The sequence below is a fragment of the Gardnerella nova genome (assembly GCF_049244055.1).
Lineage (GTDB): Bacteria > Actinomycetota > Actinomycetes > Actinomycetales > Bifidobacteriaceae > Bifidobacterium > Bifidobacterium vaginale_H.
The window spans coordinates 675290-691697 of record NZ_CP058369.1; the positions used below are offsets into that span (position 1 = coordinate 675290).

At 44.8% G+C, this 16408-nt stretch carries 11 protein-coding genes; 2 read left to right on the plus strand and 9 right to left on the minus strand.

All coding sequences use genetic code 11. The features are described 5' to 3' along the window. Nucleotides 1–29 precede the first annotated feature (29 nt). From frr to HXT56_RS02885, 7 genes are all read right to left on the minus strand, one after another. Entirely contained in the window at nt 30–584 is a 555-nt protein-coding gene (gene frr / locus HXT56_RS02855) for a ribosome recycling factor (RefSeq protein ID WP_116711754.1), read from the minus strand. Between the two features lie 127 nt (nt 585–711). After that, nucleotides 712–1461, minus strand: coding sequence for a UMP kinase (pyrH, locus tag HXT56_RS02860; RefSeq protein ID WP_116711755.1), 750 nt, complete (start codon nt 1459–1461; stop codon nt 712–714). 178 nt (nt 1462–1639) lie between these two features. Continuing rightward, complete coding sequence (gene tsf / locus HXT56_RS02865) at nt 1640–2491, minus strand: translation elongation factor Ts (RefSeq protein WP_116711756.1); 852 nt, start codon at nt 2489–2491, stop codon at nt 1640–1642. Nucleotides 2492–2595: 104 nt separating this feature from the next. After that, nucleotides 2596–3414, minus strand: coding sequence for a 30S ribosomal protein S2 (gene rpsB / locus HXT56_RS02870; RefSeq protein WP_116711757.1), 819 nt, complete (start codon nt 3412–3414; stop codon nt 2596–2598). Nucleotides 3415–3710: 296 nt separating this feature from the next. Further along, nucleotides 3711–4196, minus strand: a complete 486-nt coding sequence (locus HXT56_RS02875; RefSeq protein ID WP_116711759.1) for a peptide deformylase — start codon at nt 4194–4196, stop codon at nt 3711–3713. Between the two features lie 43 nt (nt 4197–4239). Next, nucleotides 4240–6279 (minus strand): AMP-dependent synthetase/ligase, encoded by a 2040-nt coding sequence (locus tag HXT56_RS02880; RefSeq protein ID WP_421778395.1) that lies wholly within the window; start codon nt 6277–6279, stop codon nt 4240–4242. Between the two features lie 254 nt (nt 6280–6533). Next, on the minus strand, nt 6534–7664 hold the full coding sequence (locus HXT56_RS02885; RefSeq protein WP_421778396.1) for a GuaB3 family IMP dehydrogenase-related protein: 1131 nt from the start codon (nt 7662–7664) through the stop codon (nt 6534–6536). A 548-nt stretch (nt 7665–8212) separates the two neighbouring features. On the opposite strand from HXT56_RS02885, the gene HXT56_RS02890 reads away from it, so the two are divergent. Then, nucleotides 8213–8833 carry a hypothetical protein gene (locus HXT56_RS02890; protein ID WP_116711762.1) on the plus strand — a complete coding sequence of 207 codons (621 nt, stop codon included), beginning with the start codon at nt 8213–8215 and terminating at the stop codon, nt 8831–8833. Nucleotides 8834–9098: 265 nt separating this feature from the next. Here the strand turns inward: HXT56_RS02890 and uvrC are convergent, their stop codons facing one another. Next, complete coding sequence (uvrC, locus tag HXT56_RS02895) at nt 9099–11393, minus strand: excinuclease ABC subunit UvrC (RefSeq protein WP_421778397.1); 2295 nt, start codon at nt 11391–11393, stop codon at nt 9099–9101. Between the two features lie 100 nt (nt 11394–11493). Then, entirely contained in the window at nt 11494–14481 is a 2988-nt protein-coding gene (gene uvrA / locus HXT56_RS02900; RefSeq protein WP_421778398.1) for an excinuclease ABC subunit UvrA, read from the minus strand. 262 nt (nt 14482–14743) lie between these two features. Between uvrA and HXT56_RS02905 the strand changes: the two genes are divergently transcribed. Further along, nucleotides 14744–16345, plus strand: coding sequence for an ABC-F family ATP-binding cassette domain-containing protein (locus tag HXT56_RS02905; RefSeq protein ID WP_421778399.1), 1602 nt, complete (start codon nt 14744–14746; stop codon nt 16343–16345). Nucleotides 16346–16408 lie beyond the last annotated feature (63 nt).

Consider the following 16408-nt stretch of genomic DNA (forward strand, 5'->3'; position numbering starts at 1 on the left):
GACACCCATTCAGATTGAAACTACGAGAATCAGACTTCCATAATTTCTTTTTGCTTGCCTTCCAACAAAACATCTAAAGAATCAGTAATTTGCTTAGTGAGCTTATCAAGCTCCTTTTGCAAACGGTCACCTTCATCCTCACCAAGATCACCGTCTTTTACTGACTTATCAATAGATTCCTTGGCTTTGCGACGAATATTGCGAACCGCAACCTTGCCTTCTTCAGCCTTATTCTTAGCAAGCTTAACGTATTCCTTACGGCGTTCCTCAGTGAGTTCAGGCATAGTCACGCGAATTACGTTACCGTCGCGATTAGGACTTACGCCCAAGTCAGAATCACGAATAGCTTTTTCAACAGCATTAGCCTGAGAAGCATCAAAAGGAGTTACCGAAAGGGTTCGAGGCTCTGGGACACCGATAGAAGCTACAGCCTTAATTGGAGTTGGTGCACCATAATAATCAACCATAATACCGTTTAACAGAGCAGGATTAGCACGACCAGTGCGAATACCCATGAAGTTCTCTTTCGTAGCTTCAACAGACTTGTTCATTTGCTCTTTCGCCTGATCAATGATTGCTGACATGTGTTCTCCTTTGTATGTTCCTTTACAATTTATTCAACAGATACCTAGACTAAACTAACATGACACCATGCAAGTTGTGTTCACACTCAACGCTTGCGTATGAACGGCAGTAAGCTAGGAAACGATGTTATGCAAACGTTGGCTCCATATCAGACACTAACGTGCCAATAGGATCTCCAACAAGAGCACGAGTTACGTTACCTTCACCCTCTAATCCAAACACGCGAATCTTTTGTTTATTATCACGAGCCATAGAAAGAGCCGAAGCATCCATAACAGCTAAACCATCAACAAGGGCACGCTGATAATTTAATGTCAAGAACTTTTTAGCTGACGAATCCTTGCGAGGATCAGCACTATAGACACCATCAACGCCATTTTTACCCATCAAAACTTCGTCGCAATGAATTTCCAAAGAACGTTGGATAGAAACAGTGTCCGTAGAGAAGTAAGGCATACCAGCACCAGCACCAAAAATAACCACACGTCCCTTTTCAAGATGACGTATTGCTTTTAATGGAATGTAAGGTTCAGCAACTTGTCCCATCGTAATAGCGGTTTGTACGCGAGTTGCTTGACCAGCCTGTTCAAGAAAATCTTGAAGAGCTAAGCAATTCATAACAGTGCCTAACATACCCATGTAATCGCCACGACTACGATCGATACCGGCTTGTTGTAACTCCGCTCCCCTAAAGAAATTGCCACCGCCAACAACAATAGCAACTTGAACGCCTTCATGCACTGCAGTCACGATTTCTCCAGCAATTCTGCGAATAACATGGGTATCAATACCGACAGCGCCACCGCCAAATGCCTCACCTGAAAGCTTCAATAAAACCCTACGGGACTTGCTTTCCTCCGCTTGTGCAATAGCCATACAGATTCCTCCAGTCATCACGGCGAATGCAAGTATATCTTTGCTAGTTTATCTATAAATCGCGACACTCAAAACGCACAAATTAAACTAGCAAATAAATATAAAAATGGGCTGCGTACAGAAATGCACACAGCCCAACAATTTAAGAATCAGAATCGATTCTCAGCATAAGCAATGCTTATTCAGCAGCACCCTTGCCAACCTCAAGACGAGCAAAGGCAAAAGCGGTACCGCCAACTTCCTTGAACAAGTCGCCAACGCTCTTGGAAGGATCCTTAACGTAAGCCTGCTCAAGAAGCACAGTTTCCTTGAAGAAGGCGTTCATGCGGCCTTCAACAATCTTTGGAACAATCTTCTCTGGCTTGCCTTCAGCCAAGGACTTCTCGGTAGCAACGCGACGCTCAGATTCCAAAACTTCTTCTGGAACATCTTCGCGACGAAGCCACTGAGCACCCATAGCGGAAATCTGCAAAGCTGCTTCGTGAGCAACCTTTGCGCCAGCTTCGTCAGTAGCAATCATGGAAACAATGCTTGGAGGCAATTCCACGGACTTCTTGTGAGCATAAATCTCAACGTGTGGACCGCTTACCTTAGCAACCTGACCGACCTTGACGTGCTCACCGAACAAAGCTGCTGCTTCTTCAACAGCTTCCTTAACGGTTGCGCCATCAGCTGGTGCTGCAAGTACTTCTTCAGTAGTAGAAGCAGAAGCTTCAACAGCATGGTCAAGAACAGTGTTGGAGAATTCCACAAACTTAGGGGTCTTTGCCACAAAGTCAGTTTCGGAATTCAACTCAACTGCGTAACCAGTTTCGCCTTCAGCAGACTTAACAACCTTAGAAGCGATGGTGCCTTCCTGAGCCTTACGGCCTTCACGCTTACCAGCGGCCTGAATACCCTTAGCGCGGATGATTTCCTTAGCGCGGGCAACGTCGCCTTCAGCTTCAGTAAGAGCTTTCTTAACGTCCATCATGCCGGCGCCAGTTTCTTCACGCACCTGCTTAATCAACGCTGCAGTAATTGCTGCCATTTTGTTCTCCTCGTATCAAAACGATTCTGAGTAAAGCTGTTAGAAATTCATTCAGTAAGAAACTCACACAGCCTTACTCAAGAATCTGGTTGCAAATTAGCTTATCAGGCCTGGGCCTCAGTGTTTTCTTCCTCGGCTGGCTTAGCTTCAGCTTCGTCATCCTTGGTAAGCAATTCCTTCTCCCAAGCAGCCATTGGCTGAGCTTCAGCACCTTCGGACTTAGCGCCCTTGCCAGCGTGCTCAAGCAAACCAGCAGCTACAGCGTCAGCCATCAAGCTGGTCAACAATTCAACGCCACGAATAGCGTCATCGTTAGCTGGAATTGGGTACTCAACAGCTTCAGGATCAGTGTTGGTATCAACAATTGCTACCACTGGGATACCGAGCTTATGAGCCTCTTCAACGGCCAAAGCTTCCTTGTTGATGTCAACAACGAACATGGCGGAAGGAGTACGGTTCATATTACGAATACCACCGAGCTGCTTCGAAAGCTTATCCTTCTCACGCTCAAGAAGCAAAAGTTCCTTCTTGGTCAAGCCGGAGCCACGAACGTCGGTGAAGTCCATCTCTTCAAGTTCCTTGAGGCGCTTCACGCGAGTAGAAACAGTCTGGAAGTTCGTCAACATACCGCCAAGCCAACGCTCGCACACGTAAGGCATGTTCACGCGAGTAGCCTGGTTCTGTACAGCTTCCTGAGCCTGCTTCTTAGTGCCAACAAAAAGCACAGTGCCGTTGTGAGCAACAGTCTGCTTGATGAAATCGTAAGCCTTGTCGATCATGTCGAGCGACTTGAACAAATTGATGATATGAATACCATTGCGCTGAGTAAGGATGAATTGCTTCATCTTTGGGTTCCAGCGACGAGTCTGATGACCGAAGTGCAAACCAGCCTTCAGCATTTCGCTCATGGTAATCTGTGCCATATCTTTATACCTTTCTTGTCGGTTCTTGCCTGGCCATGTCTGTTCGCATGCAACTTGGCTGACACATGTCTAAATCCAAGCCGACCGACACGAACGGACGCGTACATGGCGCGTATTTGCGCATCTCAATAGACAATAACAAGCGAGCAATCAGATAACGCGACTGTACTCATGCTCAAAATAGACACGCAAGGAGTAAGTATATCAGATACTTAATACTAAAAAATCGGTATTTTCTGCCAAATAAACAACAGAAAATACCGATATCATACGCTACTTAAACGCACTCTTCGTTGTCAGACTGCACTATTGCGCAATTCACGCAACGCTTGACGACGGACATCCTTCTCAAGGCGATCTAAATAAATATGTCCATCTAAATGATCGCACTCATGCTGCAACATGCGAGCCATGAGACCTTCGCCTTCAAGCACCACAGTTTTGCCATCCAAATCGATGCCACGAACGCGCGCATAATTCGCTCTGCGAGTTTTGTACCATAAACCTGGAACTGAAAGACACCCTTCGTCGTCGTATTGTTCGCCACTCATCGTTTCCAACACAGGATTCAACACGTAACCAATACGACCGTCAATATTGTAGGAAAAAGCTCTTAAGCTCACACCAATCTGGTTAGCAGACAAGCCGGCACGTCCTGGATCATTCACCGTTTCCAGTAAATCTTCCACTAAATGCTTAACGGCTGGAGTAATCTCACGAATTTCCTCACACGGCGTACGCAACACAGGATCCGGCACAACGCGAATCTTTCTAATACTCACTCATACTCCATTCACAAACATAACGTATTTTGAGACAGTCACTTTAATCACGTATCGTGTTATCATCGTCACGCGACGTTTCCGCATTTTCAGGCGATGATTCCTCACCAAAACGCTTCAAATGAGTCGCGGCCTGATCAAACGCCTGACGCACTCGCGGAGTTACTGCTTCTTGCGCCTGCTTCACCGTCTCCTGAGCCTGCTTTACCGTTTCGGTTGTTTTATCAAGAAACTTTACAGTCGCCGGAAGCGGACGAGTATTAGGCTTTGGCGCATACAATTGAGTCTCAATAATATCAGCGTAACGGTTAAGAATCTTAGGACGAACAATTTTCATACTCGGCGTAAGAGTACCAGATTCTTGCGTAAATTCATCTTGTAAAATAACAAATTTACGAACAGACTCAGCGCGAGACACCGTACTATTAGCTTGATCTATAAATTGTTGAACCACTGAACGAACAGCCTCATTATTGGCAATTTCGCTCATAGGAAGGTTCACATCCATACCCTTATTTTTAAGCCAGGATTTAACCATATCTGGATCCAATTCAATAAGAGCAGATACGAACGGTTTACCATCTCCTACAACAACAGCATGCGAAACTAGCGGGCATTGAGCAATAATGCTCTCCATAGGTGCTGGGCTAATATTCTTTCCGCCTGCCGTAATAATAATATCCTTCTTACGACCAGTAATAGAAAGGAAACCTTCGTCATCAATTTCACCAAGATCGCCAGAATGCAGCCAACCATTTTCGTCAATAACCTCATCGGTAAGCTCAGGCCTATTAAAGTAACCCATAAAAACGTTAGGGCCCTTAATCAGTACCTCGTCATCGTTGGCAAGACGAATAGTAATACCAGGACCAGGGCGACCAACAGAACCGACTTGATTTGCATGCTCAAAATTAACTACGCAAGGAGCAGCCGTTTCCGTCATGCCATAGCCCTGAATAAACGTAATACCATCAAGACCGTTGAAGAAGTGCGCTAAGTCAGCGTTGATAGGTGCACCTCCGCACGCAAGCCACGCAAGATTTGGACCTAAAGCGGAGCGGATAGAAGAACCAACAGTGCGCATATACATGGCATGATTCACGCGAGACGCAAGCGAGTGTGCTTTACCGTCGACATTGTCGCGAGACCAATGAATAAAGTGTTGAACAGCCCTAGCAAAAATACGACCTCGAATACCTGCGCCAGCTTTCTGCGACGCAGCATTATACACTTTTTCAAAAACTCGAGGCACGCCAAGCAAATATGTTGGCTTAAAGCTGCGCAAATCTGCAAGTAAATGCTTAGCGTTAGGAACATAGCCGATAACACCATGCGCACCAATAGCAACATATTGGATATAACGAGCAAAGCAGTGAGCTAAAGGAAGGAAGAGTAGCAAACGGCTTGGCTTATAAAGCATATCGTTAAGAACATCGTATCCAGCATACACAATATGCGTAAAGTTACGGTTGGAAAGCATAGCGCCCTTTGGTCTACCAGTAGAACCTGAAGTGTACACGATAGTAGCCAAATCATCGGCTCGTACAGCAGCAATAGAATGCTCTAATTCTTCGTCAGTAGTCGATTTGCCGAAATCAATAAGAGCGTCAAGTCCACCATTTTTAAAGTTGAATATAGATTTGAGCGTAATCTTTTTATTGTCGTGCCTTACACGTTCCAAACATTGAGCGTGAGCATCGTCACCAGCAAAAGCAATAATTGGCTTAACTTCGTCAATAATATCCGCTGCCTGCAACGCTGAATCGGTTTCGTAAATAGGAATAGTAACAGCACCTATTGCAGCACACGCAAAGTCAGCAATACCCCACTCATAACAGGTAGCGGAGTAAATCACAACTTTTGATCCATGCTGTACGCCAAGCGCAATAAGTCCACGCGCTACAGCACGAACTTTGGCAAGCATTTCGGCAGCAGTAACATCGTGCCATTGTCTTGTGTCATCATCCTGCCATTGCGCAATAAGACCTTGAGGATCGCGCACTGCACGGTTAGCAAGCAATGAAAAAATGGTATCACCATCTTGAGTTGGGTGAATGGCTTCTACTGAAAATTCTCGGAGCATACTCATTATTGTACTTGATAAGCGAATCGACACGAACGCATCAAGTACAAAAATTGATAGTTAATCTTGTTAAATATGGACAACGCAGGTAAAAGACAAAATAAAAAATCTACTAACCAGAGCAACTAAACCGTCAAATAGCCTACGTAACAGCGTAATAATCGCAAATATCGCAATATAACCCTACAAGAAACGGTCCAGTACGTAACGTACTGAACCGCATCTAGTTGTACCCACAGTGCTAGCACATAGCGTTAACGAATATCCTGATGGAATGGGTTAAACACAACGCTACAACGCTGGAAGCTTTTTACATCTACGTAACCGGTAGAAGCCATAGTGCGTCGCAATGCGCCAATAAAGTTGGTGGTTCCGTCCGCTTCGTGGCTTGGCCCAAAGAGAATATTCTCCAGAGGAGCAACAGTGCCAACATGAGAACGCATACCACGTGGAAGTGTGGAATGTCGCGCTTCAGCTCCCCAATGAGTGCCGCGTCCTGGAGCTTCAGTCGCTCGCGCTAATGGCGTGCCCAACATAACAGCATCCGCACCCATGGCAAGAGCTTTAATAAAGTTGCCAGAATTACCCATGCCACCGTCGGCAATGATTTGAACGTAACGTCCACCGGATTCATCCATGTAATCGCGGCGAGCTTCAGCAACATCAGCAATTGCAGTAGCCAGCGGCGCTTGCACGCCTAACGTATTCATAGTTGAAGACACTGCTCCGCCGCCAAAACCGACGAGAATACCCGCAGCGCCCGTTCGCATCAGATGCAATGCTGAGGTGTAATCAGCGCATCCGCCGACAATAACTGGCACATCCAAATCGTAAATAAACTTTTTCAAATCGAGCGGCTCATGGTCTTTCGAAACATGCTCTGCAGACACTGCCGTACCGCGAATCACGAATAAGTCAACTCCGGCTTCGATTACAGTATTGTAAAACTCTTGGGTTCGTTGCGGCGAAAGAGCTGCGGCTACAGTGACGCCAGCATTACGAATGGTGTGCAATCGCTTGGCAATCAATTCTGACTTAATTGGTTCAGCATATATTTCCTGAATACGTTGCGTTGCCGTTTGTGCTGGAAGCTCAGATATTTCTTTCAACAATGGTTCTGGATTCTCATAGCGAGTCCACAAACCTTCCAAATCGAGCACACCCAGGCCGCCCATTTGACCTATAGCAATAGCAGTATCCGGACTCGTCACCGAATCCATTGGCGCGGCAATAACTGGAATGTCAAACGTATAAGCGTCTATCTGCCAGGCAGTAGATACAGCTTGCGGATCGCGCGAGCGGCGCGAAGGAACAATAGCAATATCGTCAAGCGAATATGCAACGCGGGCTTTCTTGCCCAATCCAATTTCAATTTCTTGAGACATACTTACTAGGCTAGTTCCTTATGCTGACGAAATGTTGTGTCGCAATAATACGAAAAATTAATAATTGCGAAACGCAACGGAGGCTACGGCAGAAGATTGCAAAAGCGGCACTGACGTGTGACGCTACACTACTCTATCAAACACTACCCAACGCTATCCAAAGATACCCAAAGATACCCAAAGATACCCAAAGATACCCCACGCTATCCAAAGATACCCAACGATGTGAATTGTTATACACATATCAACAATTGAGCAAAACCGTAATGTGTATAATTCAACACACCTTAAAGCGTTTATTTTCAACGAAAAAAGCAAATATTTTGTAAATTATCCACATTTTTTACAATTATACAGTTTTTCAAAAAATACGTTGTATGCTTTTATCTAACCTTGTTGAAATTGCAGAAATGCAAGATTTTCAGGGGAAAATATTTACTGATATTTCCTCTATGGGCAATTCCTTACGTGCGACAATTTCCTACGTGTGGCAATTTCCTCATATGTGGCAATACTCTTTTACCCTAGTAAAGAGAAGGAGAAAAGCTTTGATAGTAGATTATATAGATGCTCATGGATGGAGCAGTGCTGATGACGACGACGATGAATTCAACAATGAATCATCGAACGTTAATACTGGCGATAGCAGCAATACCAACAATAAGAAACCTGGCGAAGACCCTCCTCCAGTCGTGAGGATTAATGCCTTTTGCCGGCTGCCCGTGTACGAAGGCAAGTTACCTATTGCTCTGTCTCGCAAACATTTGGAATATCACGTCGGTACGTGTTGTTCCGAAGATTGCGACGAAGAAAAGTTCGTAAAACTTGCGTTAAGAACGTGCCGTATTGCTTGCATTGCCGCCGACCTTTACCGAGGCAGGCCGATTACTCCTGCCATGGCGAAATTGTTAACTCCTCAGTGTGCCACTAAATTAACCAATGCCTGGAAGTTAATGGAAGGGTATTTCAAGGAGAAAAATGATTCCGAAGCCTGCTCAATGTTACGAAGGATGCCAGCAATTCCTAATCTTATCAATGGCATGCTGGTAAACCCTCATCATTTTGAAGGCGTGGTCTGCATTGACATTGGTAATACATGTCATTGGGCATCATTGGCATTGGAATTAAAGTATGGAAATTGGATTTGCACTTATGCCGATTTGGGCTAATTGCAATGAAAATACACCATAATAACTGAAACTGAAAATAGATGATATTAAATTGATTAAGAATAAATTAAACGAAACGAAAATAGACGATACTAAAGTAGATAAAAACAACACAACTGAAAATAAGAACTCCTCCTTATAGATCGTTGCAAAGCATACGCGACATAAATCATGCCAAGCTAGGTCTATGATGGAGGAGTTTTTTATGCGTTCACAATACAAAATAGAGAGAGTAAACGCGTAGGTTACTTAATATATAGGTTACTTAATCGTTACTGTTACGCAGTGCAGTATATATAATTTTTGCTTTACTTTCACCAATTCCAGGTACCTTCTGCAAATCTTCTAGTGAAGCTTTCCTTATTCCTTTTACGGAACCAAACTGAGCAAGCAAACGTTTGCGGTACACTACCCCAATACCAGGGATAGTGTCAAGAATTGAATGCAATGCACCTTTTCGACGTCGAATACGATGATACGTAATAGCAAAGCGATGTGACTCGTCTCGCGCTCGCTGCAATAAATATAAGCCCTGCGAACTTCTTTTTAAGATTATCGGGTAATCCTCGTCAGGAAGCCACACTTCCTCAAGCTTTTTAGCTAAGCCACACACTGTAATATCGTAAATTCCAGCATCGTGCATAGCTCGTCTTGCAGCCTTTGCCTGCTCGCGCCCGCCGTCAACCATAACTAACTGTGGCCTATATGCAAAACGCTTCTTACTCATATCTTCATAAGAATTATTTTCACAAGATTTGTTAGCATTGTGCGACGCAGTGTTTGAAGCAGCATCACTATGACTAAACCTTCGCAATATCGTTTCGTACACTGCACTTAAGTCGTCAATCTTGCCATCACCGTTTTCGCCACGAATAGCAAAATGACGATACTCACTTGGACGAGCTAAACCATCTTCGAAAACAACCATAGAAGCAACCTGATAGCTACCGTCTACAGTATTGGAAATATCGTAACATTCAATGCGCAAAGGTGCCTCTGCCATGCCAAGTGCTTGCGCTATCTCGTTCATAGCCTCGGTTCGCATTTCCATACTGCTTATGCGATGCGATTTTATGCGCGTTAAAGCCTGGCTCGCATTATCGTTAGCGCGTTGCATAAGCGCTCGCTTTTCTCCACGTTCCGCAACGCGAATGGTTACTTGAGAACCACGAATACTGCTGAGCCACGATTCTAATTCTTGTAAACGTTCTTCTGGAATAGCAACAGGAACGATAATTTCTCGAGGCACAGGAGCAATAGGCGCCAATAAATCTTCACGACCCGTGGTTTCTTGACGCTCTCGACGAATTTTAGTGGCCTGTGCTCTCGACGCAGGGTCAATTGCAGTAGCCTTAGTTGAAGTGTTAAAAGCGTCGCGAAGCTGCTTAATAGTGACTAGATTGCGCTGTATTTCAGTAGCATCATGTTCATACTCTGCATATACGTGCGTGAGAAGATCGGCTAACAGCTCACCATCGCTCATCTCTTCATTGCGTTCTACTGACCAGTTGCGTTCTCCTCGAATCATCCCAGCTCGCACAAAAAATGCGTGGATGGACGCTTCCAAATCGTCACCGCATAAACCAAATACGTCTGCTTCCACATCATCGTCAAAGACTACGGCATTTTGTTGCAAAACGGTGCTAAGCACTGCAATTTCGTCGCGCAATGCAGCCGCACGCTCAAACTCTAAATCCTCACTCGCTCGCTTCATTTCACGCGTTATTTGCGCAATATACGAATTACCAATACTGCCCGTAAGTATGCCAACTACATGCTCAACATATTCACGATGCTCGCGAGGCGTAATATTGCCAACACAAGGAGCCGAACACTTGCCAATGGAAGCGAGCAAACATGGTCGTCCAGTTCTATGGGCTTTATAAAACACGCCTGAAGAACAGGTGCGAATAGGAAATGTTTTCAGCAACGAATCTAAACTATGTCGTAGCGGCCATACTTTTGCGTATGGGCCAAAATACAGTGTTTTCTTAGCCCCACGATTGCGAGTAATCCAAACTCTCGGAAACTCTTCACCAACAGATACAGCCACATAAGGGTAAGTTTTATCGTCGCGAAAAACTACATTAAACCGTGGATCAAATGCTTTAATCCATGTATATTCCAGCGTTAGCGCTTCAAATTCTGTCGCTACGACAGTCCACTCCAAACTGCGTGCAGTAAGTACCATGGATTGCGTGCGCGGATGCAACTGGTATAAAGGTTGAAAATAATTTGCTAAACGATTGCGCAAATTCTTTGCTTTACCAACGTAAATAACGCGCCCCTGGTCGTCTCGCCATTTATACACTCCCGGTTTAGCTGGAATATCTTGAGAAGCAGGACGAAATAAATCACGACTATCGCCTAATAAAGGCGCACCAAAAGCATTAACGTCACTTTTATTAGTTTTAGGAGGATCATAGAGATTGTGCTGCGTCTTATGCCAGCAAGAATCTTGATGCGTATCGCAAACGGCATCATCAGCGTCACAAACGTCACTATTATCATCGCCACTACTGCCGTAATTATATTGGTTAGTAATGTTATCGTCGTTCATTTATTCACCTCCTTCATTTCGATTTACGACTTACGACTTATGACTTACGACAATTTGAACCAAACTATTTAAACCAAACTATGAACACTGTTCAGGCAAGTCAATGCGCAGTAAGCATCGGCTTGAGGAATTTGCCAGTCCAGCTTTCAGAACACCTCGCCACTGATTCCGGAGAACCTTCTGCAACCACAGTTCCACCGTTATCTCCTCCCTCTGGACCTAAGTCAATAATCCAGTCGGCAGACTTTACCACATCAAGATTATGTTCAATAACGATAACGCTGTTACCTTTATCGACCAGAGACTGCAATACGCTTAACAATTTTCTCACGTCTTCACAATGAAGTCCGGTTGTTGGCTCATCGAGTATATATACAGTCTTCCCAGTTGACCTTTTCTGCAATTCCGTAGCAAGTTTCACACGTTGCGATTCACCACCAGAAAGTGTTGGCGCACTTTGCCCTAGACGAATATAGCCAAGACCAACCTTCACAAGCGTATCTAAATATCTAGCAATAGACGGATAAGATTTGAAGAACACTGCCGCTTCAGAAATAGGCATATCAAGAACGTCGGAAACAGATTTGCCTTTATAAGTAACTTCCAAAGTTTCACGATTGTATCGCTTTCCGTGGCAGGCTTCACATTCAACATAGACGTCGGGAAGGAAATTCATTTCAATTTTTAATGTTCCATCGCCGTGGCACGCTTCACATCGACCACCTTTTACGTTAAATGAGAAACGTCCAGGACCATAACCGCGAACTTTTGCTTCGGGAGTTTGGGCGAAAAGCGAGCGAATTTTGTCCCACACACCCGTGTAGGTTGCAGGATTAGAACGCGGAGTGCGACCAATAGGATTCTGATCCACATGTACTACTTTGTCACAATATTCAACGCCTTCCACCCGCTTATGTTTTCCAGGAACTATGCGTGCACCGTTGAGCTTATCAGCAAGGACTGGGTAAAGAATTGAATTTATTAAGCTTGATTTTCCTGATCCTGATACGCCCGTAATGCAGGTGAATACACCTAAAGGTATGCTTACGTCGACATTTTTTAAGTTATGTTCACGGGCACCGAGAATGTGAAGCATACGGTTTTCGTCTACAATACGACGTTGCTTTGGTACGTCTATTGAACGTCTGTGAGAAATATAGTCTCCGGTAATTGAGCGCTGAGCTTTGATAATATCTTTGGACGGACCTGAATACACTACTTCTCCGCCATGTTCACCAGCTTCTGGACCAATGTCAACCAACCAGTCTGCTTGACGAATGGTATCTTCGTCGTGTTCTACCACAATTAGCGTATTTCCGAGGTTTCGTAAATGGTGCAACGTTGCAATTAAGCGCTCGTTATCTCGCTGATGTAAGCCAATAGATGGCTCGTCAAGCACATACATAACGCCAACTAATCCTGAACCTATCTGCGTAGCCAAACGAATTCGTTGCGCTTCGCCGCCAGATAATGTTTTTGCAGCTCTTGAAAGAGTGAGATAACTTAAGCCAACGTCGTTTAAGAAACCAAGGCGAGCGCGTATTTCTTTCACTACTTCCGCCGCAATTAAGGCTTGAGAGCCTTCCAAATTAAGCTGATTTATCCACGAAAGACTGCGCTCAACTGGCATATCACACACTTCCGCTATGGAAGTATCTGCAACTGTTACCGACAACACTTCTGGACGCAAACGTTTACCTCGACACTTCTGGCATGGTACTTCGCGCATGTACGATTCGTAGTATTGTCGCATTTGTTCCGAGTCTGTTTCATCATGCTTACGCATGAGTGTTCTGACTACACCCTCAAAGCCAGTTGTATATTCACGTTGTCTGCCCCAACGATTTTTATACGATACTTGCACAGTAAAGTCGTGCCCGTACATAATAGCATTACGAATATCTTTGCTAAGATTCTTCCAAGGCGTATCCATGCTGAAATTTAAATCTTGGGCAAGTCCAGATAGTATGTGCTGATAGTACATGCCTGCTGACTTATTCATTGCCCAAGGCTCGATTGCTCCCTGAGAAAGAGACTTGTCGGGATCTGGGATCACAAGTTCTGGGTCGATTTCAAGGTTGTATCCAATTCCGGAACATTCTGGGCATGCTCCGTATGGTGCATTAAATGAAAATGTTCTCGGCTCAATTTCGTCAAGTTCTAGCTGATGATTGTTCGGGCAAGCACGATGCTCTGAGAAGGTACGACGACGTTGAGATGAATTGTCGGGTTCGTCAACGAAATCAGCAACTACCACGCCTTGCGAAAGTCGCAATGCTGTTTCTATTGAATCAGTAAGTCGTACTCGAATACCGTCTTTAATAACCAGTCGATCAATTACTACTTCAATAGTGTGTTTTTTCTGCTTTTCAAGAGCAATATCTTCAGAAAGCTCATACATACTTCCATCAATAATCGCTCGCGCATAACCGTCGGATCGCAAAAGATCAAGAGTTTCCTTAAATTCTCCCTTACGTCCGCGTACAACGGGAGCTAAAATTTGCAAACGCGTACGTTCTGGCATTGCCAAAAGTGTATCAACCATCTGTTGCGGTGTTTGTGCACTTGCTAATTGACCACACACAGGGCAATGCGGCACACCTATTCTTGCGAACAGAAGTCGTAAATAATCGTAAATCTCAGTGATAGTGCCGACAGTAGAACGCGGGTTACGATTGGTAGTTTTTTGATCGATAGAAACAGCCGGGCTTAAACCCTCAATAAAATCTACATCAGGCTTATCCATACGACCTAAAAATTGACGAGCATACGCGCTTAACGATTCAACATAGCGTCGTTGACCTTCAGCGAAAAGCGTATCAAAAGCAAGCGAAGACTTACCCGAGCCGGAAAGTCCTGTAAAAACAACCATACGGTTGCGAGGAATCGACAAACTCACATTTTTAAGATTGTGTTCTCTAGCGCCTTGAATAGTTATTTTCCACTCAGCAGGAACTTGCGATAAATCGGATATAACCGTCCCGTTATGGGTACACAGCGGAGCGTTATCTAACAAATTTTGTAAAGCGTCCGGCTGCTTAGCGTCCGGCTGCTTAGCGTCCGGCTGCTTATTCTCCTGCTGTGTCATTGCCGCCTCCAACTAATCTGAATAATAAAACACTCCTGAAACGCAAACCCCTCAATAAGCGTCTCACTCCATAACAAGCAATTATAGAACACTTGTTCGAAAAAGTAAAGTTTACTTGTGCTTGCTCTATCGCAATCAGCATATGCTATATCACAATTCCCAAAAATTCGTTACCACTACACGATATAATGGTTCGTTTGGCTAACAATTTTCTTAGCACACATGCGATAAGCCTACATTTCTGGGGAACGGAACACATATTATGCCTATTGACGCACAAGCATTAACCATACAAATTGGTGCGCGCACGCTGTTAAATCCTACCGACTTTCACGTCACTAAAGGTGACAAAATTGGTTTAGTAGGACGCAACGGTGCAGGCAAAACAACGCTAACCCGCGTCATTACTGGAGAAATGCTGCCAGCTGGAGGTTCCGTACGAGTCAGCGGCGGCTTAGGCTACCTTCCGCAAGATACGCATGCTGCAGACCCTGAGCAAAGTGTGCTCGACCGCATTATGAGCGCACGAGACATTGCTTCCATAGTGTCACGTATCCGCAAAGCGGAAAAAGAGATGACCAATCCAGATCCAGATATCATGACAAAAGCGATGAACCGCTACGACAAAGCAATGCAAGACTTTGAAAAAGCAGGCGGTTACGCAGTGCAATCCGAAGCAATATCAATGGCCACCAGCTTAGGGCTTCCACAAGAAGTTATGCGACAATCCCTAGGCACACTTTCCGGCGGTCAGCGCAGACGCATTGAACTTGCTAGAATTCTGTTTTCTGACGCAGATACGCTGATCCTTGACGAGCCAACTAACCATTTGGACGCGGACTCTATTATCTGGTTACGCAACTATTTAAAACGTTTTGAAGGCGGATTCCTAGTTATTTCCCACTCCACTGAATTACTTGACGAAGTTGTGAATAAAGTATGGCATTTAGACGCACAACTCGCGCAAATCGACATGTATTCCATGGGTTGGAAAGCATACTTACACCAACGCGTAGTAGACGAAGAACGTAGGCGTCGTGAGCGTGAAGTAGCAGAAAAGAAAGCCGAACGCCTTATGAAGCAAGGCATTCGCTTACATGCAAAAGCAACTAAAGCAGTGGCAGCTCAAAACATGATGCGCAGAGCCGAACGTTTACTTAGCGAAACAAGCGAAGCACAAAAACAAGAAAAAGTTGCTGATATTCGCTTCCCAGAACCAGCGCCCTGCGGACGCACTCCTATTATGGCGAAAGATATTTCTAAGGCCTACGGTTCTAATATTGTTTTTGCTGGAATTAACCTCGCAATAGACAAAGGTTCTCGCGTTGTTATTTTGGGATATAACGGCGCCGGCAAAACCACAACCTTACGTATTTTAGCTGGCGAAGAAACGGCAGATACTGGCGAAGTACAATACGGCCACGGCTGCAAAATAGGTTACTTCGCTCAGGAACATGACACCCTGGATTTAGACGCAACAGTACTCGAAAATCTCCAGCACGTTGCTCCAAATTTGAACGACACCCAAGCACGATCCATGCTAGGAAGCTTCCTCTTTTCTGGCGACGACGCTATAAAACCGGCCCGCGTACTATCAGGCGGTGAAAAAACGCGACTTGCGCTCGCAACACTTGTCACATCTCAAGCCAACGTATTGCTGCTCGACGAACCTACAAACAACTTGGATCCGGCGTCAAGAAATGAAATTCTTAAAGCTATTGCAAAATACGAAGGCGCTATCGTTCTAGTAACACACGATGAGGGCGCTGTAGAAGCATTACAACCTGAACGCGTGCTTCTTATGCCGGACGGGGACGAAGACTTGTGGAACGACGAATACCTTGATTTGGTCGCCGAAGAGTAATGAAAAGTAATGAAAAGTAATGAAAAGCAATGAAAAGTAATGAAAAGTAACAAAGCAACAACT

Coding starts and splice junctions, on each gene's coding strand:
- HXT56_RS02885 (WP_421778396.1), bottom strand. CDS start 7,664: ATGTCTCAAGAAATTGAAATTGGATTGGGCAAGAAAGCCCGCGTTGCA.
- HXT56_RS02905 (WP_421778399.1), top strand. CDS start 14,744: ATGCCTATTGACGCACAAGCATTAACCATACAAATTGGTGCGCGCACG.
- HXT56_RS02880 (WP_421778395.1), bottom strand. CDS start 6,279: ATGCTCCGAGAATTTTCAGTAGAAGCCATTCACCCAACTCAAGATGGT.
- uvrA (WP_421778398.1), bottom strand. CDS start 14,481: ATGACACAGCAGGAGAATAAGCAGCCGGACGCTAAGCAGCCGGACGCT.
- uvrC (WP_421778397.1), bottom strand. CDS start 11,393: ATGAACGACGATAACATTACTAACCAATATAATTACGGCAGTAGTGGC.
- tsf (WP_116711756.1), bottom strand. CDS start 2,491: ATGGCAGCAATTACTGCAGCGTTGATTAAGCAGGTGCGTGAAGAAACT.
- rpsB (WP_116711757.1), bottom strand. CDS start 3,414: ATGGCACAGATTACCATGAGCGAAATGCTGAAGGCTGGTTTGCACTTC.
- frr (WP_116711754.1), bottom strand. CDS start 584: ATGTCAGCAATCATTGATCAGGCGAAAGAGCAAATGAACAAGTCTGTT.
- pyrH (WP_116711755.1), bottom strand. CDS start 1,461: ATGGCTATTGCACAAGCGGAGGAAAGCAAGTCCCGTAGGGTTTTATTG.